At 72.9% G+C, this 23,060-nt stretch carries 15 protein-coding genes; 7 read left to right on the top strand and 8 right to left on the bottom strand.

What is annotated here, in order from left to right; genetic code table 11:
* Positions 1–48: 48 nt before the first annotated feature.
* The 3 genes from ACZ4MH_RS14865 (at position 49) to ACZ4MH_RS14855 (ending at position 4,355) form a co-directional block, all read left to right on the top strand.
* Positions 49–1,479, top strand: a complete 1,431-nt coding sequence (locus ACZ4MH_RS14865; protein ID WP_351594356.1) for an amino acid permease — start codon at positions 49–51, stop codon at positions 1,477–1,479.
* A 109-nt stretch (positions 1,480–1,588) separates the two neighbouring features.
* Positions 1,589–3,301: a DUF885 domain-containing protein gene (locus tag ACZ4MH_RS14860; protein WP_351594359.1), complete on the top strand. Its 1,713-nt coding sequence runs from the start codon at positions 1,589–1,591 to the stop codon at positions 3,299–3,301.
* Positions 3,302–3,440: 139 nt separating this feature from the next.
* A complete protein-coding gene (locus ACZ4MH_RS14855) occupies positions 3,441–4,355 on the top strand; it encodes a GNAT family N-acetyltransferase (RefSeq protein ID WP_351594362.1) in 915 nt (304 codons plus the stop codon).
* Here ACZ4MH_RS14855 and ACZ4MH_RS14850 read toward each other — a convergent pair.
* Positions 4,327–5,256, bottom strand: coding sequence for an SDR family oxidoreductase (locus ACZ4MH_RS14850; protein WP_351594364.1), 930 nt, complete (start codon positions 5,254–5,256; stop codon positions 4,327–4,329). The two genes, ACZ4MH_RS14855 and ACZ4MH_RS14850, sit on opposite strands and share 29 nt — an antisense overlap.
* Before the next feature lie 80 nt (positions 5,257–5,336).
* Between ACZ4MH_RS14850 and ACZ4MH_RS14845 the strand changes: the two genes are divergently transcribed.
* The 3 genes from ACZ4MH_RS14845 to ACZ4MH_RS14835 all read left to right on the top strand — a co-directional run bounded on the left by ACZ4MH_RS14845 (position 5,337) and on the right by ACZ4MH_RS14835 (position 7,679).
* On the top strand, positions 5,337–6,005 hold the full coding sequence (locus ACZ4MH_RS14845; protein WP_351594367.1) for a CatB-related O-acetyltransferase: 669 nt from the start codon (positions 5,337–5,339) through the stop codon (positions 6,003–6,005).
* 85 nt (positions 6,006–6,090) lie between these two features.
* Positions 6,091–7,119 (top strand): DUF8189 domain-containing protein, encoded by a 1,029-nt coding sequence (locus ACZ4MH_RS14840; RefSeq protein WP_351594370.1) that lies wholly within the window; start codon positions 6,091–6,093, stop codon positions 7,117–7,119.
* A 104-nt stretch (positions 7,120–7,223) separates the two neighbouring features.
* A complete protein-coding gene (locus ACZ4MH_RS14835; RefSeq protein ID WP_351594373.1) occupies positions 7,224–7,679 on the top strand; it encodes an Lrp/AsnC family transcriptional regulator in 456 nt (151 codons plus the stop codon).
* A gap of 6 nt (positions 7,680–7,685) precedes the next feature.
* Here ACZ4MH_RS14835 and ACZ4MH_RS14830 read toward each other — a convergent pair whose 3' ends face one another.
* The 6 genes from ACZ4MH_RS14830 to ACZ4MH_RS14805 form a co-directional block, all read right to left on the bottom strand.
* Positions 7,686–10,805 (bottom strand): AAA family ATPase, encoded by a 3,120-nt coding sequence (locus tag ACZ4MH_RS14830; RefSeq protein WP_467754518.1) that lies wholly within the window; start codon positions 10,803–10,805, stop codon positions 7,686–7,688.
* The gene (locus ACZ4MH_RS14825; protein ID WP_351586182.1) at positions 10,802–11,965 is read right to left on the bottom strand and encodes an exonuclease SbcCD subunit D; all 1,164 of its coding nucleotides are present in this window, start codon (positions 11,963–11,965) and stop codon (positions 10,802–10,804) included. The genes ACZ4MH_RS14830 and ACZ4MH_RS14825 overlap by 4 nt, the downstream gene beginning before the upstream one ends.
* Positions 11,966–12,132: 167 nt before the next feature.
* A complete protein-coding gene (locus ACZ4MH_RS14820; protein WP_467754524.1) occupies positions 12,133–13,512 on the bottom strand; it encodes an FAD-binding oxidoreductase in 1,380 nt (459 codons plus the stop codon).
* A 119-nt stretch (positions 13,513–13,631) separates the two neighbouring features.
* Complete coding sequence (locus ACZ4MH_RS14815) at positions 13,632–16,850, bottom strand: alpha-L-rhamnosidase (protein WP_467754517.1); 3,219 nt, start codon at positions 16,848–16,850, stop codon at positions 13,632–13,634.
* Positions 16,851–17,042: 192 nt separating this feature from the next.
* On the bottom strand, positions 17,043–18,185 hold the full coding sequence (locus ACZ4MH_RS14810) for an acyl-CoA dehydrogenase family protein (protein ID WP_351586180.1): 1,143 nt from the start codon (positions 18,183–18,185) through the stop codon (positions 17,043–17,045).
* Positions 18,182–21,700, bottom strand: a complete 3,519-nt coding sequence (locus ACZ4MH_RS14805) for an indolepyruvate ferredoxin oxidoreductase family protein (protein ID WP_351586178.1) — start codon at positions 21,698–21,700, stop codon at positions 18,182–18,184. Before ACZ4MH_RS14805 ends, ACZ4MH_RS14810 begins: the two co-directional genes overlap by 4 nt.
* Positions 21,701–21,861: 161 nt before the next feature.
* Between ACZ4MH_RS14805 and ACZ4MH_RS14800 the strand changes: the two genes are divergently transcribed.
* On the top strand, positions 21,862–22,299 hold the full coding sequence (locus ACZ4MH_RS14800) for an Lrp/AsnC family transcriptional regulator (protein WP_351586176.1): 438 nt from the start codon (positions 21,862–21,864) through the stop codon (positions 22,297–22,299).
* Positions 22,300–22,309: 10 nt separating this feature from the next.
* Here the strand turns inward: ACZ4MH_RS14800 and ACZ4MH_RS14795 are convergent, their stop codons facing one another.
* The gene (locus tag ACZ4MH_RS14795) at positions 22,310–23,026 is read right to left on the bottom strand and encodes a hypothetical protein (protein ID WP_351586174.1); all 717 of its coding nucleotides are present in this window, start codon (positions 23,024–23,026) and stop codon (positions 22,310–22,312) included.
* Positions 23,027–23,060: the final 34 nt, after the last annotated feature.

Raw genomic sequence — 23,060 nt, 5'->3', positions numbered from 1 at the left:
GCGCCCTGCCCCGCAGGGATGGAATCCCACCGAAATGCCGAGGACCGTATGAGCACGCAACCGACGACCGACGTGGCGCCATCCCCACCGTCCGCCCCCGGCGACGGCCCGTCGGACGGCCTGCAGGCCGGTCTCAAGAACCGTCACTTGTCCATGATCGCGATCGGCGGGGTGATCGGCGCCGGCCTGTTCGTCGGCTCCGGCTCCGGCATCGCCGCCGCCGGACCCGCCATCCTCCTGTCGTACGCCCTGGTCGGCGCGCTGGTCGTGTGCGTGATGCGGATGCTGGGCGAGATGGCGGCGGCCTATCCCAGCTCCGGGTCGTTCTCCGCGTACGCGGACCGGGCGCTCGGCCGCTGGGCGGGCTTCTCGATCGGCTGGCTGTACTGGTTCTTCTGGGTCGTGGTGCTGGCCGTCGAGGCGACGGCGGGCGCGAAGATCCTCGAAGGCTGGGTCCCGGCCGTGCCGCAGTGGGGCTGGGCGCTGATCGTGATGGTGGTGCTCACGGCCACGAACCTGGCGTCGGTCGCCTCGTACGGTGAATTCGAGTTCTGGTTCGCCGGGATCAAGGTCGTCGCGATCGGCGCGTTCGTCGTGATCGGCCTGCTGGCCGTCTTCGGGGTGCTCCCCGGGGCGCACAGCGAGTCCGCGGGCATCGCGAACCTCACCGCGCACGGCGGATTCATGCCGCACGGTCCGGGATCGATCCTGACCGGCGTGCTCATGGTGGTCTTCTCCTTCATGGGCAGCGAGATCGTCACGCTCGCCGCCGGCGAGTCGGAGAACCCGCAGCGCGCGGTCACCAAGGCGACCAACAGCGTCATCTGGCGCATCGGCGTCTTCTACCTCGGCTCGATCTTCGTCGTGGTGAGCCTGCTGCCGTGGAACGATGCGTCGATCACCAAGGACGGCAGCTACGTCGCGGCCCTGAACTCGATCGGCATCCCGCACGCCGGACAGGTCATGAACGTCATCGTGCTGACGGCGGTGCTGTCCTGTCTCAACTCCGGGCTCTACACCGCCTCCCGCATGGCCTTCTCGCTCGGCCGGCGCGGCGACGCGCCCAAGGCGTTCGCGCGCACCAGCGCCCGTGGCGTGCCGCGCGCCGCGATCCTCTCCTCGGTCCTCTTCGGCTTCCTCGCGGTGTTCTTCAACTACGAGTGGCCGGACACCGTCTTCGCCTTCCTGCTGAACTCCTCCGGCGCCGTCGCGCTGTTCGTGTGGCTGGTCATCTGCTTCGCGCAGCTGCGGATGCGGGGGATGATCCTGCGGGACGACCCGCGCAAGCTCGTCGTGCGGATGTGGCTGTTCCCGTATCTGACCTGGGCGACGATCGGCATGATCTCGTTCGTGCTGGTCTACATGCTGACCGACCCGGCCGGGCGGCAGCAGGTCACGCTGTCGCTGCTGGCCGCCGTGCTCGTGGTGGCGGTCGCGCTGGTACGGGACCGGCTGCGGGGCCGCCGCACGACCGCCTGAACCGGCGCGGACCGCACCCGATTCAGCGGAGGGCGAAGAAGCCGGCCCGACAGGCCCGTCAGTGGAATTGCTGGTGACGCGGTGGGCCCATCCGTACCAGGATGGGCCCATGTCCGAACCCAACGCTTCCACCGGTCAGGCCGGCTCCGCCGCCGAGCCGCTGCCCCGCCAGGTCGCCGACGCCTACGTCGACGCCCTGATCGCCCTCGACCCCATCACCGGCACGTTCCTCGGCGTACCGGAGAGCTCAGGCAAGCTGCCCGACTTCTCCCCCACGGGGCAGGAGGAGCTGGCCCAGCTGGCCCGCACCACGCTCGACCGGCTCACCGCGGCCGAGGCGCGGCCCGGTGGCGACAGCGACGGCGAGCGGCGCTGCGCCCGGCTGCTGCGCGAGCGGCTGACCGCCGAACTCGCCGTCCACGAAGCGGGCGAGGGCCTGCGCGCCGTCAGCAACCTCAGCTCGCCGCTGCACTCCGTACGCGACATCTTCACCCTCACGCCGACCGCGACGGACGAGGACTGGGCGGCCGTCGTGCAGCGGCTGCGCGCGGTGCCCGCCGCGCTGGAGGGCTACCGTGCCTCCCTGGGTGAGGGCCTGAAGCGGGAGCTGCCGGCCGGGCCGCGGCAGGTGCGGACGGTGCTCGGGCAGCTGGGCGAGTGGATCGGTACGGACCGCAGCTGGTTCGCCGACTTCGCCGCGACCGGGCCCGAGAGCCTGCGCGCCGACCTGGACGCCGCGGCCGGCTTCGCCACCGGCGCGCTGACCGAGCTGCGCGACTGGCTGCGCGACACCTACGCGCCGGCCGTCGAGGGCACCCCGGACGTGGTGGGCCGCGAGCGGTACGCCCGCCTCGCCCGCTACTACAACGGCAGCGACCTGGACCTGGACGAGGCGTACGCGTACGGCTGGTCCGAATTCCACCGGCTGCTCGCCGAGATGGAGAATGAGGCCGCGAAGGTCCTCCCCGGCGCGAAGACCCCGTGGGAGGCGCTGGCCTGGCTGGACGAGAACGGCGAGGCGGTCGAGGGCGTCGAGGAGACCCGTGAGTGGCTCCAGTCGCTGATGGACGAGGCCATCGAGAAGCTGGACGGCACGCACTTCGAACTGGCCGAGCGGGTCAAGCGCGTGGAGTCGCGGATCGCGCCCGCGGGCACCGCGGCAGCGCCGTACTACACCAGCCCCTCGCTGGACTTCACGCGCCCGGGCCGCACGTGGCTGCCGACCATGGGCGAGACCCGCTTCCAGGTGTACGACCTGGTCTCCACCTGGTACCACGAGGGCGTGCCCGGCCACCACCTCCAGCTCGCGCAGTGGGCGCACGTCAGCGACCAGCTCTCCCGTTACCAGACCACCGTCGGCATGGTCAGCGCCAACGCCGAGGGCTGGGCGCTGTACGCCGAGCGGCTGATGGACGAGCTGGGCTTCCTCAGCAACGCCGAGCGGCGCCTGGGCTACCTGGACGCCCAGATGATGCGCGCGATCCGCGTGATCATCGACATCGGCATGCACCTGGAGCTGGAGATCCCGGCGGACTCGCCGTTCCGCCCGGGCGAGCGCTGGACGCCGGAGCTGGCGCAGGAGTTCATGGACGCGCACTGCAGCCGCTCGTCCGACTTCGTGGAGAGCGAGATCATCCGGTACCAGGGGATGCCCGGCCAGGCGATCGGCTACAAGCTGGGCGAGCGGGCCTGGCTGAACGGCCGCGAGGCCGCCCGCCGCCGGCACGGCGCCGCCTTCGACCCGAAGAAGTGGCACATGGCGGCGCTGTCGCAGGGCTCGCTGGGCCTGGACGACCTGGAGAGCGAGCTGTCGGCGCTGTAGGCCGCACGGGGCAGGAGGGGCGGCGGCCCGCGGACGGCCGCCGCCCCTCCCCTCTGTCGTCCGTCGGACGCTGTGGACGGCAGCGCGTCCGTGAGAATTCCGTGGCGGCCGGAGAGGGCGGTCCGTAGGGTCCCTCCCCATGACCCTCCTCTTCCTCTTCCCCGGTGATCCGCTGCAACCGGGCCGCCCGGACCCGGACTTCGCGTGCGAGGCCCGGGCCGCCGGCGCGGCGGGCGCGCGGGTCGCGGTCGTCGACCACGAGGCGCTGCTCGCGGGCAACGCGACGCGGGCCGTCGCCGGCGTGCCCGCCGGGCCCGGCCCCGTCCGGTACCGCGGCCGGCCGCTGCCCGCGGGGCGGGGCGCCGAGCTGGCCGCCGCGCTCGCGGACCGGGACCGCACGCTGCTCACGGACGAGGAGCGGACCGACGGCCTCGGGCCGGTCACGGACGACGCGGAGGCGGCACGGCTGTTCGAGGCGCTGGTCGCCGCGGCCTCCGGCTTCCCGCTCGCGCTCACCGCGGGGCGCGTGACGCTGCGAGCGCTGCCGCCGGCCGAGTGCGCGCGGCTCACGGACGGCGGCACGGCCGGGCTGACGTGGGTGGACGGCGCGCCGCCCGAGGGCACGGTGGAGGGCGCCGGGATCATGGTGCGGCTCGCGGCGGCAGGGCTGTACCGGCCGGGCTGGGGCACGTACGCGATCACCCGTACCGAGGACGGCGTCGCCCTGGGCGGCATCGGCTTCCACGGCCCGCCGGACGAGGCGGGGACGGTCGAGCTGGGCTACGACCTGTCCCCCTCGGCGCGCGGCGCGGGCTGGGCGACGGACGCGGTACGCCTGCTCGCCTCATGGGCGGCGGCCCGTCCCGAGGTGGGCACGCTGGTCGCCACCACGGAGCCGGCGAACGTGCCCTCGCAACGCGTCCTGGAACGCGCCGGCTTCGTCCGCGCGGGCGAGCGGTCCGGCATGTACGCCTTCGAGTACGCGGGGAGCGGGAACGGTGGTACGACCGATGCGGACGGGGCCCTCAGCGCTGGAACCCGCCCTCCGAGTTGATGACCTCGCCGGTGATCCAGGCCGCCTCGTCCGTGGCCAGCCAGGCGATGAGGCGGGCCGGGTCGTCGGGCGCGCCCCACTCACCGCCGGGGAAGCGCCGGGCGACCCGTTCGCGGAGCTCACCGACGGCGTAACCGGTGTCGACCGGGCCGGGGTTGACGGTGTTCACCGTGACGCCGAGGGGTGCGAAGGTCGTGGCGAGCGTGCGCGTGGCCGACGCCAGCGCGCCCTTGGCCAGCCCGTACGCCACCTCCTCCGGCATCCCGCCGCCCTGGTCCTGACCGGACGTCATCATGACGACGCGGCCGCCGGGCTGCCCGGGGGCGGGGTGTCGCGTGCGGTGTCGCGCGTACGCCTGCGCCAGCAGGATCACCGACCGCACATCGGTCGCCCAGTGCGCGTCCAGCATGGCCGCGTCGATGGTGTCGAGGGTGCCGTCGTGGCCGCTCAGCGCGTGGTTGGCGACGAGGATGTCCAGCCGGCCGCCGAGCGCGTCGGCGGCGGTGCCGAGCAGGCGGGCCGGCGCTTCGGGCGCGGTGAGGTCGGCCGGCCCGTGCGTCACCACCGCGCCGGGGACGGCCACCTCCCGGACGCCTGCCGCGACCGCGTCGGGCCCGCCGGGGTCGGCGCCCCACGGCTGCCGCGCATCGTGCGGGACGTGGTGGTGCAGGTACACACTGGCGCCGTACGCGGCCAGCCGGCGGGCGACCGCGTAGCCGATGCCGCCGCGCCGGCTCGCGCCGGTGACCAGCGCGGTACGGCCGCGCAGCGGGTACGGTGCGCGGCGCAGCGCGGCGGCGGACGGGGACGGTTCGGTCGCGTGCGATTCGGTCGCGTGCGGTTCAGTCGCGTGCGGTTCAGTCGCGTGCGGCTCGGTGTTCCGGTCGTGCGTCGTGGCCATGGTCGACCACCTTGACCGCCGAGGCGGCCCCTGTCATCCCGTTTTCCGCGTTTCCCCACTCATGAGAAAAGGCTCCCGTCATGCCAACCACCCCCCTCCCCGCCGACCCGACCGTGCTGCACCCGATGCCCGAACAGCCCCGGGTCGTGCTGCTCAAACCGCTCGTCACCTCGCCGCTGATCGAGGTGGGCGAGTTCTCGTACTACGACGATCCGGACGAGCCGACCGCGTTCGAGACCCGCAACGTGCTGTACCACTACGGGCCGGAGAAGCTGGTCATCGGGAAGTTCTGCGCGCTGGGCGAGGGCGTGCGGTTCCTGATGAACGGTGCCAACCACCGGATGGACGGCCCCTCCACCTTCCCCTTCCCCATCATGGGCGGTTCCTGGGCCGAGCACTTCGACCTGATCACCGGGCTGCCCGGCCGCGGCGACACCGTGGTCGGCAACGACGTCTGGTTCGGCTACCGGTCGACGGTGATGCCGGGCGTGCGCATCGGCCATGGCGCGGTCATCGCCTCGGGGGCGGTCGTCGTCGACGACGTGCCCGACTACGGCATCGTCGGCGGCAACCCCGCCCGGCTCCTCCGGCGCCGCTACAGCGAGGCGGACATCGCCCGCCTGCTGGACCTGGCCTGGTGGGACTGGCCGCTCGACCACCTCACCGCCCATCTCCGTACGGTCATGTCCGGCAGCGTCGACGAGCTGGCGGCCGCGGCGCCGGGGCGGGAGCAGCCCTTGACCCAGTAGCCGGGGGAATGGCGTGACTTGGCGGTCCGAGCGGCAGCTCGTTGTGTGAGGCTGGCTCCCTTCCTTTCCTAGTAAGGGGGCACAAATGGCGGTTTCGACCACAGAGGGCTTGCGCTGGGGAACGCCGGTCAACCTCGGGGGATCGTTCACCGAGGACGTGGCGGTGGCGGCGAACGCGGACGGCCGCCTCCTGGTGATCTACCAGGGCGGCGGCAACACCATGTACGCGAGCTGGCAGAACCAGGACCTCAGCTGGACCAAGGACCGGGAACTGGTGCCCAACGCCCGGCTGGTGGGCACGCCGGCCGCGCTGCGCGGCAAGGACGGGCGCATCTACGTCTTCTGGCGCAGCCAGGACAACCGGCTGATGCGGGTACAGCAGAACCGGATCAACGGCGACTTCGGCTCTCCGGACGCGATCACCACGGGGGTGAACAGCAATCCGGCCCCGGTGCTCAACGCCAACGGGCGGATCTCGGTGTTCTACATCGGCGGCGAGCGCGCCATATGGGAGACCCGGCAGAAGTCGCTGTCCGGCACGGACTTCACCACCCCTGTCAGCCTCGGCGGCGAGGCCAAGGGCGAGCGGCTGGCCGCCGCCCTGGCCGCGGACGGCCGGATCTCCTTCGTGCACATCGGCCGCAACGACGAGTTGTGGACCAACACACAGAAGGCCGACGACGCCACCGAGTGGGAGGGCTACGCCAAGATCACGACGGGTGCGAAGGGCGGGCTGCACATCTTGCCCGACTGCAACGGCCACCTCGATGTGCACTACTGGGGCTCGAACAACGAGTCGTGGTGGTTCGGGCAGGTCACGGGCTACGGCAGCTTCTCCACCTCCACCCGGAGCCTCGGCGGCACCCTCAACGGCATTCCGCGTTCGGTGCTGGCCGCCGACGGCCGCCAGCACGTGTTCGCGCGCGGCAGCAGCGACGCCCTGCTGACCGCGGCCCAGAAGGACCCCGGCAGCCTGGAGTACGTCCCCTTCGGCGACATCACCGGCGGCGTGCACAACAACCCGGTCCCCGCGCTCAGCCGCGACGGCCGCGTCTTCGTCTTCTACCGGGGCGGCGAGGGCGCCCTGTGGTACGCCTTCCAGGAACGCGTCTGACCGCGTAGGCCGCCGGGGCAGTGACCCGGTGGCAGCACCGTTCGGCTCCGGTCGGCTCCGGCAGAACCTTGATCTACCGGGGATTCGACTGCTAGACAGCGATCATGACGAGCTCTTCCCGGTACTCCCCCGACGCCACCGACTGGCGCATACTCGACGCCCTCCAGCAGGACGCGCGTGCGGGCTACGCCGTGCTGGCGCGGGCGGTGAACATGTCGGCCAGCGCCGTCACCGAACGGGTGCGGCGGCTGGAGGAGGCCGGGGTGATTCGTGGGTACGCGGCCGTGGTGGATCCCGAGCGGGTCGGGATGCCGGTCCTGGCCTTCGTACGGCTGCGGTATCCGAGCGGCAACTACAAGCCGTTCCACGACCTGCTGGACAGCACGCCGGAGATCCTGGAGGCGCATCACGTCACGGGTGACGACTGCTTCGTCATCAAGGTCGCGGCACGGTCGATGCGGCATCTGGAGGAGGTGGCGGGCCGGATCGGCGCGCTCGGCGCGGTGACGACCAATGTGGTGTACTCGTCGCCGCTGCCGGGCCGGCCGATCCGGCCGTGATGTCCGTCAGCCGGTGCCTTCGAGGCTGTCGGGGGTGCGGAGGCGGACCGTCGAGCCCGCGCGGTTCTTGACGACCTCCAGCTGGGCCGGGATGCGCTGGCGGAGGTCGGCGACGTGGCTGACGATGCCGACGCTGCGGTCGCGCTCGCGGAGCGAGTCCAGTACGTCCAGGACCTCGTCGAGGGTCTGTTCGTCGAGGCTGCCGAAGCCCTCGTCGATGAAGAGGGTGTCCAGGCGGGTGCCGCCGGCCTCGTCGGTGACGACGTCGGCGAGGCCGAGCGCCAAGGAGAGCGAGGCGAAGAAGGTCTCGCCGCCGGAGAGGCCGGCCGTGTCGCGTTCCTGGCCGGTCCACGCGTCGATGACGTGCAGGCCGAGGCCGGAGCGGCGGGCGCCGCCGGCCCGTTCGTCGGAGTGCACGAGCGTGTAGCGCCCGGCCGACATGCGGGTGAGGCGGGCGCTGGCGGCGGCGGCCACCTGTTCGAGGCGCGCTGCCAGCACGTAGGACTCCAGGCGCATCTTGCGTTCGTTGTCCGCCGAGGTGCCCGCCGTGAGGGACGCGAGGCGGGCGACGCGGTCGTACTCGGCGCGCAGCGGGGCCAGTTCGCGGGCGTCGGTCTCGGCGCGCGCGGAGAGCCGGTCCAGTTCGGCGCAACGGTCGCGGGCGGTGGCGTGCGCGGTGGCGGCGTCCCGCAGCCGACGAGCAGTCAGTTCGCTTTCTGCCCGGGCCTGTTCGGCGTCGGCGGGCGGCAGGGCGGCGGCGTCGGCGGTGCGCGGGTCTGCGAGTTCCGCGGCGACCGCGGCCTCCTCGGCCTGCCAGGCATCCAACTGTCCCTGAACGCGCCGCCATTCGTCGTCGCCGAGCAGGGCGGCGGCAGCCTCGCGCGGGGTGTCGAAGCCCGCCTTGTACGCGGCGTCGGCGAGGGTGGCGTCGGCTTCCTTCAGGCGCTCGGCGGCGGTCTCGGCGGCCCGTACGGCGGTCACCGCCTCCGCGAGCAGCGTGGTCTGCCGTTCCAGCCGGTGGGCGCGCTCGGCGACGCTCGCGCTGTCGCCGCGGGCCCGGCGCAACCCTTCGGCCAGCGCGTTCTCCTCGCGGTCCAGGGCCTCGCGGCGGGAGTCGCGGGCCGCGGTGCGCTGCTGCGCGGCCTGCTGTTCCGCGCGGCGCCGCTCGTACTCGCGCTCGGCGCGGGCGAGGGCTTCGCGGGCGGCGTGCAGCCCGGCGCCGGTGGTGTGCGCGGCGGTGTGTTCCGTCCGCAGTTCTTCGAGGTCCTGGGCGAGCGCGGCGACGGGCGCGTTGCCGGCTCCCGCGGTGGCGGCGGCCAGCTCCTCCTTGACGGACTGCTGGACCCGCTCGGCCTCCTCGCGGGCGGAAACGGCACGCTCGTACGCGGCGAACGCGGCCTCCTCCCGGTCGCGGTCCACGTGACCGGCTTCCGTGCGGGCGGGCGCCGGATGTTCGGTCGCGCCGCAGACGGCGCACGGCGCGCCGGCTTCCAGGTTCTTGGCCAGTTCGGCGGCGATGCCGTGCAGCCGCGCTTCCCTGAGCTTCAGCCACTCTTCGTGGGCCGCGGTCGCGGCCTCCCTGGCACACAGCAACTCCCGCTCGGCATCGGTGAGTTGGGCGGTGGCGCGGTCGCGGCGGCGGGCGGCGGCCAGGCGGGTCTCGGCCGGTTCGAGGCGGGCGTGGAGCTGTTCGGCGCGGGCCGCCGCCTCCTGGGCGGCTTCGATGCGCTGCTGGTGCGCGGTGCGGGTGGTCTCCCAGCCGGTCAGCCAGTCGGCGGCGTCCAGGAGGGCCTGTTCGTCGTCGCGGGCCTCGCGGTCCAGTGCGGCGCGCTCGGTAGCGATGTCGGCGGCGCGGCGCTCGTCGCGGCGGGCCGCGTCCAGCGAGCCGAGCTCGCCTCTCAACCGGTGTTCGAGCGCGGCGAGTTGGTCGCTGCCCGCGTCCACGAGGTCGGAGCGCAGCCGCTCGCGGGAGCGGCGTTCGGCGGCGTGCGCCGCTTCGTGGTCGCGCCAGGCGGCGTCGCGCAGCGCGAGTCCGGGGGCGACACGCTGGGCCTTGCGGGCGCGGTCCAGCCGCTGCCGGGCCCGGTCGCGGTCGGCCGCCTGCGCTTCGAGGGCGTCGGCGCGGCGGCGGGCGTCGGCGTATCGCTGCTGGAGCCGGGCGCGTTCGAGGGTGTCCTCCAGGGTGCGCGCTGCCTCGGCCGCCGCCGTCTCGGCTGTCGTGGCCGCCGCTGCGGCGATCTCCAGCCGCTCGCGCGCACCGGCCCGGGCGACGGCCGCCCATGCCAGGACGGTGGCGGCGAAGCCCGGTTCGCCGGGTGCCGGCGCGGCGTCCGTACGGCTCGGGGCGGCGGTCTTCTTCGTTCGCGTACGAGAACCACGGCCGGTACCCGTGGCGGGCTCCTCCTCGGCCCGGCCCGGAGCGGGCACCGAGGCGTCGCGCAGGTCCGGGGTGTCACCCGCGGCCTGTGCCATCCGGTGGGCGAGCGCGAGCAGCCGGTCGTCGGCGGCGGTGACCCGGTCGGCCGCTGTCTTCCGCAGCCCGGCGAGCCGCTCCTCCAGGGCGGCGAACCGGCGGGTGTCGAAGAGCCGGCCGAGCAGCTTGGCGCGGGCCTCGGCGTCGGCCCGCAGGAACTTCGCGAACTCGCCCTGCGGCAACAGCACGACCTGGCAGAACTGCTCCTTGCTCATGCCGAGCAGCTGCTGGACCTCCTCGCCGATCTCCTGGTGGGACCGGCTGAGCGCCCTCCACTCCCCCGCCACCGGGTCGAACTCGCGCAGCGCGCTGTACGCCTTCTCCATCGTCGTGCCCGTGCCGCGCTTCTTCAGGCGGGGCTGCTCGGGGCGCCGGGTGATCTCCAGCCGGCGGTCGGCGACGGTCAGGTCGAGGACGACCTCGGTGAGCGTGCCGGGTGCGGCGAGGGCGCTGCGCAGGGACTGGCCGCCGGGGCGGGCGCCGGGCACGGAGCCGTACAGCGCGAAGCAGACGGCGTCCAGGACGGAGGTCTTGCCGGCGCCGGTCGGGCCGTGCAGCAGGAAGAGCCCGGCGCCGGAGAGCCGGTCGAAGTCGACGGTCTGGGCGGCGCCGAACGGCCCGAAGGCGGTGAGGGTCAACCGGTGCAGCTTCACGCCGACTCCTTCGCCGCCTGGTCGGTCCGTACCTCGTCGAACGCCGCGCCGAGCAGAGCGCGCTCCGCCGCGTCGGCGGCGCGTCCGGGCCGCACGTGGGCCACGAAGTCCTCGGCGATCTCCTGGTCGCTGCGGCCGCGCAGCCGCTGCGCGTAGGAGACGTCGGGGCCGCCGTCGCGTGCTTCGGGCTCGAAGGCGAGCGCGAGGGTGTGCGGGAAGCGCGCGGTGAGCCGGGCCATCGGCTCGTGCGGGCGCGCGGGGTCGGTGAGGGTGGCCTCGACCCAGGACTCCTCGTGCCGGGCGAGGCCGGGGTCGGCGAGCAGGTCGTCGAGGCGGCCGCGGAGGCGGGCGAGCGGGCGCGGCACGGGGCACGGCAGCCGCTCGGCCTCCACGGCGCCGTCCGCGCCCAGGTCGATGAGCCACATCGACTTGCGGTGCTGCACCTCGGAGAAGGAGTAGGCGAGCGGGGAGCCGGAGTACCGCACCCGCTCGGTGATCATCTGGCAGCCGTGCAGGTGGCCGAGGGCCGCGTAGTCCACGCCGTCGAAGACGTCGGCCGGTACGGAGGCGACGCCGCCGATGGTGATGTCGCGCTCGCTGTCGCTGGGCGCGCCGCCGGTGACGAAGGCGTGCGCGAGGACGACGGAGCGGGTGCCGGCGGGCCGGTCGGCGAGGTCGGCCCGCACCCGGTCCATGGCCGCGCGCAGTACCGGGGTGTGCTGGGCCTTCTCGGCGCCGAGCGCGTCGCGGACCAGCGCGGGTTCGAGGTACGGCAGGCCGTAGAAGGCGACGTCGCCGTGCTCGTCGGTGAGCACGACGGGCGTGCCGCAGCCGGCTGGGTCGGTGCGCAGGTGGATGCCGGCCTTCGCCATGAGGCGGGCGCCCACGCCGAGCCGGCGGGCCGAGTCGTGGTTCCCGGAGATCATGACGGTGGGTACACCGAGGTCGGCGAGGCGGTGCAGCGCCTCGTCGAACAGCTCTACGGCGGCGAGCGGCGGGACGGCCCGGTCATACACGTCGCCCGCGACGAGCACCGCGTCGACCCGCTGCTCGCGGACGGTCTCGACGAGGTGATCGAGGAAGGCGCGCTGGTGGCCGAGCATGTTCACGCGGTGGAAGGAGCGACCGAGATGCCAGTCGGAGGTGTGCAAGATTCTCAACAGACGGCTCCGACCTGCATGGTTTCCTTCTTCCGCGCGATGCGTCCGCGACCGGCCCGCAGCCGGTGGTCAACGGCACGCACCACGCTAGCGCCCCTGGGCCCCCGGTTTCCCACGGACCTCGGTTTTCCGTGCACCGGGCGGCCTTCCGCCGGGGATCGTCCGAGTCAGCCGGCGCCCTGCGGACGGGCGCGTTCGGGCACGACCTTGCCGGGGTTGAGGATGCCCTGCGGGTCCAGCGCGGTCTTGATCGCGTGGTGCATGTCCAGGACGGGCGCGGACAGCTCCTGTGCCAGGCCGTCGCGCTTGAGGAGCCCGACGCCGTGCTCGCCGGTGACCGTGCCACCGAGGTCGATCGCGTCCGCGATGATCTCGTGGAAGGCAGCCTGCGCGCGCTCCTGGGCCGCGGTGTCGCCGGGCGGGGTGATCAGCAGCGGGTGGAGGTTGCCGTCGCCGGCGTGCGCGATGTTGGCGATGAGGGTGTCGTGACGGGCGGCGGCGCGCTCGATGCGGGCGAGCATCTCGGGTACGGCGGCCTTGGGGACGCACACGTCCTCGGTGAGGACCGGGCCGAGGCGTTCCAGCGCCGGGTAGGCGAGCCGCCGGGCCGCGAACAGCGCGTCGGCCTCCTCCTGGTCGGTGGACTGCGCGGCCCAGGTGGCGCCCGCCTCCTCGAAGCAGGCGAGCATGTGCGCGGCCTCCTGCTCGCCGGCCGGACCGGGCGCGTCCGTACGGCCGAGCAGCACCACGTCCGCGTCGACGGACAGGCCCATGTTCTTCCACTTGTCGACGGCGGCCAGGCAGTGCCGGTCGATCAGCTCCAGCGCCGAGGGGGTGAGCCCGGCGGCGCCGACCGCGGCGACGGCGCGGCCCGCGTCCACGACGGAGGAGAAGTACCCGGCGACCGTGCGCTCCGGCTCGCGCTGCGGGCGCAGCCGTACGGTGATCTCGGTGATTACCCCGAGCGTGCCTTCGGAGCCGACGAGGAGTCCGGCGAGGTCGTACCCGGCGACGCCCTTGGCGGTCCGCCGGCCCAGCCGGACGAGCTCGCCGGTGCCGGTCACGGCCTCCAGCCCGAGCACGTAGTCCCGCGTGACGCCGTACTTCACGCAGCACAGGCCGCCCGCGTTGGTGGCGACGTTGCCGCCGATGGTGGACCAGGGGGCGCTGGCCGGGTCCGGCGGGTACCACAGGCCGTGCTCGGCGCAGGCGGCGCGCAGGTCGTCGTTGACGACGCCGGGACCGACGACCGCGAGCCGCTCGACCGGGTCGATCTCCCGGATCGTGTTCATGTGCTCGGTGGAGAGCACGACGCAGCCCTCGACGGCGTTGGCGCCGCCGGAGAGGCCGGTGCCGGCGCCGCGGGTGACGAGCGGGACGCCGTGCCGCAGGCAGGCGCGGACGACGGTGCGTACTTCCTCCGCCGTGCGCGGCCGGACGACGACGCGGGGCGTGCCGTGCGGCGCCCACTCCGCCTCGTCGTGCACGAATCCGGCGGCGACCTCCGGGTCCTCGACCAGCCGCCCGTCCGGCAGCTCCTGCCGCAGCTCATCGATCAGCACGCCGGATCACCCGCCACTTCCTCGAACATGTCTGCCATCTCCGCACCGTATCCGCAGCCCCGAGGGGCGGTGATCACCGCCCCTCGGCCGGGTGCTGCGCCGTCTCAGCGCAGCGTGCCCGTGAGGTGGTAGCTGCCCGAATCGAGCAGGTACTCGGCGGTGCCGTCGGCGAAGCCGAGGAACTTCACGCCGGACGCCCCGGCCAGTGGGGACCGGTCCTCGCGGACGGTGGACGGATCGGCGGTGGGGATGCGCAGCGTCGCCTTGCTGTTCGGCGGGACGACCGCGTGGTACGTCAGCGTCTCGCCGTGTACCCGCCACTCGCTGACGATCCTGCCGTACGGCGAGCGGTGCGCACCGGTCACCTCCCGGATCCTTCCGGTCGGATCGGGGTGCGGCTGGAGGAAGAAGTGCCGGAATCCGGGGTGGGCCGGGTCCTTGGCGATCCCGGCCATGTCCTCGTACATCCACTCCACGATGGCGCCGTAGGAGTAGTGGTTGAACGAGTTCATCTCGACCGGGCCGAAGCCGTCCTCCTTGGAGTAGGAGTTCCACCGCTCCCAGACCGTGGTGGCCCCGTTCTTCACCGAGTACAGCCACGACGGCATGGCGTCCTGGTGGAGCAGCCGGTACGCGAGGTCGGGCCGGCCTTCGGCGGTGAGGACCGGGGCGAGCACGTTCACGCCGAGGAAGCCCACGGACAGGGTGTACTCGTCGTAGTCCACCCGGCTGCTGTCCGGGTGGGCCCGCTTGTAGGCCGCGCTGTTCTCGATGTTCTCCGCGAGCAGCTCGACCAGCTGACGGCGCTGGGCCTGCGTGTCGTACAGGCCGAGTTTGAGCACCCACAGCAGTGCGGTCTGCGTGTTGTCCTCGGTGGGCTGCTCGCTGCCGCCCGGTTCGACGGCCGAGGCGCCGTCCAGGCCCGACCGGACCGTCAGCCTGCCCGCGGAGTCCGTGGCCAGGTACTTCGCCGTGAACGCCCCCTTGATGCGGGAGAACAGGTCGCGGTACTCCTTCACTTCGGCGTCGCGGCCGATGGCGCGGGCCATGTCCGCCATCAGCCGGGTGGAGTGCGCGTAGTAGACGTCGCTCATGAACTGGGCGCTGGTGCGCTGGAAGGCCAGCCAGTCTCCGAAGATCGCGCCCGGACCGGCGTACTTGTCGCCGGTGCGCCGGCGGATCCAGTCGAGGTACTTCGTCATCGCCGGCCAGCAGCGCTCGACCACGGTGGCATCGCCCGACATCTGCCACACGGTCCAGGGCACGACCACACCCGCGTCGGCCCAGCCGCTGCACGGCTGCTTGGGCTCGTACCGCGCCCCCGGTGCCACCGCGGTGAACTGCGCGCCGTCGACGCCGTACACCTCCTGCGATGCGGCCAGGTTGTACTCGGCGAAGTGGCTGAGGAAGTTCACGGCGTCGGCGTTGTAGAGGCCGGTGTTGGCGAAGAGCTGCGTGTCGCCGGTCCAGCCGAGCCGCTCGTCGCGCTGCGGGCAGTCGGTGGGGATCCACAGGTAGTTGCCGCGCTGGCCCCAACGCGCGTTGCCGAACAGCTGGTTCACCTGCTCGTCGTCGGTGGTGATGCTGCCGATGTCGTCCAGGGCCGAGGTGGCGACCTTCCCGGTCACCTCCGAAACGGTGACCGCCGCGCCGGCGGTGGCCACCGTGACCTCGACGTAGCGGAAGCCGTAGAAGGACAGCGAGTCCTGGTGGGTCTCCGGCGCGCCGCCCTTGAGGGTGTATGTGCTGGTCGCCTTGGCGGAACGCAGATTCGCCCGGTAGACCGAGCCCTCGGGGCCGTCCGCGCCCGCGCTGTCGTCGTTGAGCATCTCCCCGAACCGGAGAACGACCTGGGCGCCCGCGGGGCCGCTGACGGTGTAGCGGGGCACGCCGACCATGTTCTGGCCGAGGTCGAAGACCGCGGTGTCGCCGGCGCGCAGGGTGACGGCGGTGTGTGCGGCCTTTTCGGCGTCGGTGGTGGACCGGGACCGGTCGACGACGATGTGCCCCTTGCCGTTGGCGCTGGAGCTCTTGCCGGCGACCGTGCCGTAGACGACGACGGACTGCGGTCGCCGGTCCCACTCGGGCGCCAGCCGTGCGGACTCACCTGGGTACGCGACGAGCCCGGCGCCGGGAAAACGGGCGGTGAAGTCGTCCTCGTCGGCCGCCTGCCAGGCCGCGTCGTCGAAGCCGTTCGCCGCCCAGCCGGGCAGCTCCTTGCGCGCGTCGTAGGTCTGGCCGTCGTAGATGTCGTCGGCGCGGTAAGGGCCCGTGTCCGTCGCCTTCCAGCCCGCACCGGGCTCGGTGACCACCGTCTGTGTGGTGCCGTCGCCGTACCGGATCAGCAGTTTCGCCTTCAGCGCCAGGCGGTGGCCGCTCTTCGCGTAGTACGTACTGCCCTCGGAGATCCGGCTGTTGTACCAGCCGTTGCCGAGCACCGCGCCCAGCGTGACCCGGTCGCGGTCACGGGCCACCAGGTCGGTGACGTCGTACGTCAGATAGCTGACCGTGCGGTCGTAGTTGGTCCAGCCCGGCGTCAGCAGCTCGTGCGTCTCGCCCTTGCCGTGCGGCACTCCCACCCGGCTGCCGTTGACGTAGGCCTCGTACACGCCCAGCGCCGAGACGTACAACCGCGCCTCGCTCACCTGCCCGGAGCTGCCTGCTCTGGCTGCCTTGCCTGCTCTGCCCGCTTTGCCTGCGCGCAGGGGCACCTCGCTGCGCAGCATCGGCGCCCCGGGGCTGTTGGGCTTCTTCCCCGCCATCCCGATCCACTTGGCGCCGTCCCAGCCGGCCACTCCGTCGGTGCTCAGCAGGCCGGTCTCGAAGTGGGCGGTGGGGCTGTGGGAGACGGGGCGGCCGTCCTTGTCCCAGACCAGGACGGTCCAGTGGTACCGCGTGGACGCCGCGAGCCCCTTGCCTCCGTACGGCACGGCCACCGAGTCGGCGGAGGTGACACGGCCGCTGTCCCATACGTCGGCGGAGCCGGGGCTGTTCAGGCGCTGAGGAGTGGTGGCCACCAGGATCCGGTAGGCGGTCTGCCGCTGCCCGCGAACGGCAGACTCCAGGCGCCATCCGAAGCGGGGCCTGGCCGCGTCCACTCCGAGGGGCGCGGTGCGGTGCTCCACGGTCAGCCCGGTCACGGATGTCCCACCGGAAGGCATTCCGGCGGACGCCGGTATCCCGCCGAGGACCGGCTCGGCCGCTGCCGGGGTGGCGGCCCCCAGTCCTCCGGCCAGGGCCACGGAGGTGGCGCCGAGAGTCGTGGCGAGCACGGTCCTGCGCGCCACCCCACCGCTTCCCGTGCCGCTTGCTGCCTCGGTCATACCGTCTTCCCTTCAGCTTGGCGAGTCCCCGTAGAGTCATATCCGGATTGGATCGTTTCAACGCGCTGTCGCTGGAAGGTAGTAGGCGGACACGCGAGTGTCTACCACTCACGCAGCGAAACAATGAAACATTTCAAACAGCACCTGCAAAAAGCAGCGGCTCCCGGACGTGCCGCCGGGAGCCGCTGCCTCTCAGGGACGCGACAGCTGTCTGCTGATGACCAGCCGCTGGATCTGGTTCGTTCCCTCGAAGATCTGCATGATCTTGGCTTCGCGCATGTAGCGCTCGACGGGGAAGTCCCGCGTGTAGCCGTATCCGCCGTAGACCTGCACGGCGTCCGTGGTGACCTTCATCGCGGCGTCGGTCGCGATGAGCTTGGCGACGCTGGCCTGGCGGCTGTACGGGCGGCCCGCGTCGCGGCGGCGGGCGGCGTCGAGGTAGGTGGCGCGTGCCGAGTCGACGGCGGCGGCCATGTCCGCGAGGACGAAGCCGAGGCCCTGGTGGTCGATGATCTTCCGGCCGAAGGCGGTGCGCTCGTTGGCGTACGTGACGGCCGCGTCCAGGGCCGCCTGCGCGACGCCGGTGGCGCACGCCGCGATGCCCAGCCGCCCGGAGTCCAGTGCGGACAGCGCGATCTGCAGGCCCTGGCCCTCGCTGCCGATCAGCCGGTCCGCCTCGATGAGCGCGCCGTCCCAGTGCGCCGCCGTGGTCGGGATCGCGTGCAGGCCCATCTTCTCCTCGGGCCGTCCGAAGGTCAGCCCTTCGGCGGCGCCGGGCGCGAAGAAGCAGGAGATGCCGCGGCTGCCGACGGCGGTGCGGGCGAAGAGGGTGTAGAAGTCGGCCTTGCCGCCGTGGGTGATCCACGCCTTGCTGCCGGTGATCCGGTAACCGTCGGCGTCCCGCACGGCCTTGCAGGTCAGCGCGGCGGCGTCCGAGCCGGCCTGCGGCTCGGAGAGGCTGTAGCCGCCGACCTGGTCACCGCCGAGCATCCCGGGCGCCCAGCGGTGCCGCTGCTCCTCGCTGCCGTACGTCATCAGGGCGTACGCGGACATGGTGTGCACGCTGGCGGCCACCGCGACGGCCGCCCAGCGGGCCGCCAGCTCCTCAATGACCTGGAGGTACACCTCGTACGGCTGGCCCCCGCCGTCGTACTCCTCCGGGTAGGGCAGGCCGAGCAGTCCGGCCGCGCCCAGGGTGGTGAACAGGCCCTCCGGGTACAGCTCTTCGCGCTCGTGCTTGTCGACGCGCGGCGCGAGCTCCTTGTCGGCGATGTCGCGGGTGAGGTCGAGCAGGTCCTCGGCCTCCCGGGTGGGCAGCATCCGGTCGACGGTCATCGTGCCTCCATGTGCGTGCCCGCTGCGGGACGGGCAGTGGTGGTACCGAGACCCGCGAGTGCGGCGCGGGCCTGCTCGCGGAAGTCCGCGACGCGCGCGAGCTTGATGTCCTCGTACCCGCGCACGAGGTCCGGCAGCTCCGCGACGGCGCGCACGGCGTCGGCGCTCTCCGGCGTGAGGTGGGCGAGCGCGCCGCGCACCAACTGGCGGTACTCGCCGATCAGGGCGCGCTCCACGCGCCGGACCTCGGCGTACCCGAAGAGGTCCAGGGAGGTGCCGCGCAGCACGCGGCCGGCGCGCAGGGACCGGAAGGCGACCGGCGCCGTGCGGCGCAGCCGGATCTTGCGCTTCATGCCGAGGGCGCGCAGAACGGGCGGGTGCAGCAGGACGGAGACGCTCGATCCGGTGCCGAATTCGTCGTCCAGCTTGGCCTGTTCCGTGGCGTCGAGATGCAGCCGGGCCACCTCGTACTCGTCCTTGTACGCCATGAGCTTGTGCAGGCCGCGGGCGTAGGCGAGGGCGATGGAGGCACCGGCTTCGGCGCCGCCGCGCTCCTGGGCGAGGGCCGCGACACGGGCGACGTCGTCGGCGTACCGGCGGGCGTACCGCTCGTTCTGGTAGCCGATGAGGTCGGCGGTGCGGGTGGCGATGGCCGCGCGCAGCTCCTCGTCGGCGAGGTGCCCGGTGGTGTGCTCGGCGGCGATCGCCGCGGCGGCCGGGGTGATCCGGACGACCGGGCGTTCGGGGGCGGCCAGTGCGGCCGTCACGGCGCCGCGGTCGAGCACCGCGGCGCGGCCCCAGCGGAAGGCGGCGAGGTTCTTCTCGACGGCGGCGCCGTTGAGGCGGATGGCGTCCTCGACGGCCTCGGCGCTCAGCGGGAGGCAGCCGTGCTGGTAGGCGGCGCCGATGAGCACCATGTTGGCCGGCATGTGGTCGGCGAAGAGGGCTTCGGCCAGGCCCTGCGCGTCGAGGTAGAGGTTGTCGTCGCGGCGGGTGACCGACTCGATGCGTTCCAGGGCGTCGTCGGGCGAGCCGGGCAGCACGACGCGGCCGGTGACCATGGCGGCGGTCGGTACGACGGCGGTGTTGACGACGGCGACGGTGTGGCCGGCGCGGGCCACCGCCATGTTGCTGTCGGAGGCGGCGCCGAGCAGGTCGAAGCCGACCAGGACGTCGGCGGTGCCGCGCGAGGCGCGCAGCGCGCCGGTCACCGGCGTCTTGGCGATCCGCAGGTCGCTGAGGACGGGCCCGCCCTTCTGCGCGAGGCCGGTCTGCTCCAGCCCGGCCGCGTACAGGCCGTCCAGCCGGGCCGCCATCTGGAGGATCTGGGAGACGGTGACCACGCCGGTGCCGCCGACGCCGGGCATCCGCAGCAGGGTGCCGGCAGGGCCGAACCGGCGGGCCGGTTCGCGCAGTTCCACCGGCAGGTCGGGGATCTTCCGGGGCTCCTTCCGGCCCGGCTCGACGAGCAGGAAGGACGGGCAGTCGCCCTTGAGGCAGCTGAGGTCGGTGTTGCAGGACGCCTGGTGGATGCGGGTCTTGCGGCCGAACTCGGTCTCGACGGGCTGCACGGAAAGACATGTCGATTTGTCGCCGCAGTCCCCGCATCCCTCGCAGACCCGCTCGTTGATGGCGACCTTCTCGACCGGGGTGGGCAGCTGGCCGCGCTTGCGCAGCCGCCGCTCCTCGGCGGCGCAGCGGTCGTCGTGCAGCAGGACGGTCACGCCTTCGGTGGCGGCCAGTTCCCGCTCGGCCTCGGCGAAGTCGTCTCGGTGCCGCACGGTCGCGATCGGGTCCAGCCGTACGCCGCGGTAGCTGCCGGGCTCCGCGGTGGTGACGACGACCTTGCGCACACCTTCGATGGCCAGCAGTCGGATGACGGCGGGGATGTCGAGGCGGCCTTCGGCGCGCTGGCCGCCGGTCATCGCGACGGCGTCGTTGTAGAGCAGCTTGTACGTCATGGTGACGCCGGCGGCGACGGCGGCGCGGACGGCGAGCGAGCCGGAGTGGTGGAACGTGCCGTCGCCGAGGTTCTGCACGAAGTGCGCGTCGTCGGTGAAGGGCGCGATGCCGATCCACTGGGCGCCCTCGCCGCCCATCTGGGTCAGCCCGATCTGCGTGCCGCGCCCGGCGCCGTCCAGCGCGATCATCGCGTGGCAGCCGATGCCGACGCCGACGAGCGTGCCGTCGTCGGTGCGGGTGGAGGTGTTGTGCGGACAGCCGGAGCAGAAGTACGGAGTGCGGGCGGCGACGGTGGGCAGGGTGATGCGGGCGGGGCGGGCCGGGGTGAGCGCGTCCAGGTGCGCGCGGGCCCCGTCGGGCAGCCGGTCGGCGCCGATGCGGCGGGCCAGCGCCCGGGCCACGTCCTCGGCGCCCAGCGTGCCGCGCGCGGTGAGCAGCGGCCGCCCGCTCTCCTCCCGGCGCCCGACGACGACGGGCGCGTCCGCCGTCCGGTACAGCGCCTCCTTGAGCAGCCCTTCCAGGAACGGCACCTTGTCCTCCACGACGAGGACCTGCTCCAGGTCGCCGGTCATGGCCACCAGATCCTCGTCGGCGACGGGGAACGGCATGCCCATCCGGATCAGCCGGATGCCCAGCGCCTCCATGGCCGCCTCGTCCAGGCCCAGGTCGTCCAGTGCGCGCTGCACGACGGCGTACGAGGTCCCGGAGGCGAGCACGCCGAGGGTGGCACGGCGGGCGCTGAAGGTCACCTTGTTGAGCCCTGCTTTACGGGCGTAGGCGCGGGCCAGGTCGAGGCGGCGGGTGAGCATGTCGTGTTCCGCGTCGAGCGCGGCGGGGCCCACGAGGGCGGGGGCCGTGGGGCGCACGGTGCGGTCCGGCTCGGGGATGCCCTGGCGCACCGCGTCGAAGTCGACGGTCGCCGAGGCGTCGGCGATATCGGCGACGATCTTCAGTCCGGTCCACAGGCCGGTGGCGCGGGACAGCGCGACGGCGTGCAGCCCGAACTCGATGATCTCCGCGACGGACCCGGGCGCGAGGACGGGCATCGCCAGGCTCTGGCACATCCGCTCGCAGGTGCTGGGCACGGTGGAGGACTTGCTGCCGGGGTCGTCGCCGATCCAGGCGACAGCGCCGCCGAGCGGTGCGGTCCCGGCGAGGGTGGCGTGCCGGATCGCGTCGGCCGCGCGGTCCAGGCCGGGGTTCTTGCCGTACCAGTAGCCGGTCACCCCTTCGTGCCGGCGGCCGGGCACCTGGCCGAGCATCTGGGTGCCGGCCACCGCCGTGGCGGCCAGCTCCTCGTTGACGCCCGCCTTGAAGACCACGCCGGCCTCGTCCAGGAAGCGGGCCGCGCGCCCCATCTCCAGGTCGACACCGCCCAGCGGCGATCCCTGGTATCCGCTGACGAAGGCCCGGGTGTCCAGGCCGCGGGCCTCGTCCAGCCGGCGCTGCTCCAGCGTCAGCCGTACCAGGGCCTGGACGCCCGAGATCAGCGCGCGGCCGTCGGTGGCCGTGTACTTGTCGTCGAGCGACACCGCAGCGGGTGGGGTGCTCACGCAAGCCTCCTCGACATCGTTGTGAAGGATCTTGGAAATGAGGTGGTGACGAACGGGCACAGCACAGCAACGGGAAGCGGAACGCACAAGACTCGAAACAAAACTCGGCGCCAACGCGCAAACTATTTACGAATGATCAGCTGCGACATACATTCCTTTGCATGACTGAGGTCGACGACATCGATCACCGCCTGCTGCGACTGCTGCGCGAGGACGGCCGCCGGACCTTCTCCGAGATGTCCGCCGAGGTGGGCCTGTCGGTCGCCGCGGTCAAGCGGCGCGTGGACCGGCTCAAGGACATCGGGGTGATCACCGGCTTCTCCGTGCAGATCGACCAGAGCAAGCTCGGCTGGGGCATCGAAGCCTTCGTGGAGCTGCGGTACGCCGGCACGACGCGGGTCAACGAGATCGTCCGCTCGGCCTACAACGTCCCCGAAGTACAGGCCGTCTTCACCATCGCCGGCGACCCGGACGCCCTCATCCAGGTCCGGGTGCGCGACATCGCCCATCTGCAGCAGGTCATCGACGGCCTGCGCAGCGCGGGCCGGGTCACAGGCACGAAGACGCTGATGGTCCTGGGGTCGTGGAGCCGGACCTGAGGATCACCGGTCACACCTCGCCGCAGAGCCGCTGTACGGCATCGCGCGCGCACTGTGCCACCTCACGGGACCGTTCGGCCTGGCGCCGGTGGTCGTCAGCGGCGTCCGGATACTCCGTCATGAGGCGGTCGTGGCGGCGGGCGAGCTCTTCCTCGGCGGCGGCCAGCCCGACCGCCGCCGCGAGGAACTGCGCACGCAGCCGGGCCACCACGCCGTCGGGGTCCGCCGCCTCGCCGAGGACTTCCGCGTCCGCCACGTCCGCCTCGTCGTCGAGGCCCTGTTCGCCGCGGCCGGTCGCCCCCTGCCGCTCCGAAGCCCTGAGCTCCCGGTCGACGGCCTTCTGGTCCCGGTCGTCACTGGCGTCCGCGCGGCGCAGCGCCGCGTGACTCCGCTCCAGGCCCGCGGCGGTCGCGTCGAGCAGGGCGCGGGACCGCTCCACCGCCTCGTAGGACCGCTGCCGGCTGCCGGCCGACATCAAGCCCATCTGCTGTGCGCGGTGGTCCAGCCGGCGTTCCAGCTCACGCAGGCGCACCTCCCGGTCGTCCGCGGCGCGCTCCCGCTCGTCGGCGAGGCGTTCCCGTTCATCCGCCAGGCGTTCGCGCTCGTCCGCGGCGCGGTCCCGTGCATCGGCACTGCGGTCTCGCTCCTCCGCCGTGCGGTCCTCTTGCTCGCGCGCGTATCGGTCGCCCCGATCGGCGCCCGATGTGTCCGACGGCTCGCTGTCCATGCCGCCAGTATGCGTCGCTCCGCCGTCCGCCGGG

Source organism: Streptomyces sp. NPDC026301 (genome assembly GCF_055567935.1).
Note: the sequence above shows the minus strand (reverse complement) of the source record. Positions and strands in the feature narration are given on the sequence as shown.

Bases quoted from the DNA above. Each gene is read 5' to 3' on its own strand.
- ACZ4MH_RS14860 (WP_351594359.1), top strand. From the start codon at position 1,589: ATGTCCGAACCCAACGCTTCCACCGGTCAGGCCGGCTCCGCCGCCGAG.
- ACZ4MH_RS14810 (WP_351586180.1), bottom strand. From the start codon at position 18,185: ATGACCGTCGACCGGATGCTGCCCACCCGGGAGGCCGAGGACCTGCTC.
- ACZ4MH_RS14815 (WP_467754517.1), bottom strand. From the start codon at position 16,850: ATGACCGAGGCAGCAAGCGGCACGGGAAGCGGTGGGGTGGCGCGCAGG.
- ACZ4MH_RS14840 (WP_351594370.1), top strand. From the start codon at position 6,091: ATGGCGGTTTCGACCACAGAGGGCTTGCGCTGGGGAACGCCGGTCAAC.
- ACZ4MH_RS14865 (WP_351594356.1), top strand. From the start codon at position 49: ATGAGCACGCAACCGACGACCGACGTGGCGCCATCCCCACCGTCCGCC.
- ACZ4MH_RS14795 (WP_351586174.1), bottom strand. From the start codon at position 23,026: ATGGACAGCGAGCCGTCGGACACATCGGGCGCCGATCGGGGCGACCGA.
- ACZ4MH_RS14835 (WP_351594373.1), top strand. From the start codon at position 7,224: ATGACGAGCTCTTCCCGGTACTCCCCCGACGCCACCGACTGGCGCATA.
- ACZ4MH_RS14855 (WP_351594362.1), top strand. From the start codon at position 3,441: ATGACCCTCCTCTTCCTCTTCCCCGGTGATCCGCTGCAACCGGGCCGC.
- ACZ4MH_RS14845 (WP_351594367.1), top strand. From the start codon at position 5,337: ATGCCAACCACCCCCCTCCCCGCCGACCCGACCGTGCTGCACCCGATG.
- ACZ4MH_RS14800 (WP_351586176.1), top strand. From the start codon at position 21,862: ATGACTGAGGTCGACGACATCGATCACCGCCTGCTGCGACTGCTGCGC.
- ACZ4MH_RS14850 (WP_351594364.1), bottom strand. From the start codon at position 5,256: ATGGCCACGACGCACGACCGGAACACCGAGCCGCACGCGACTGAACCG.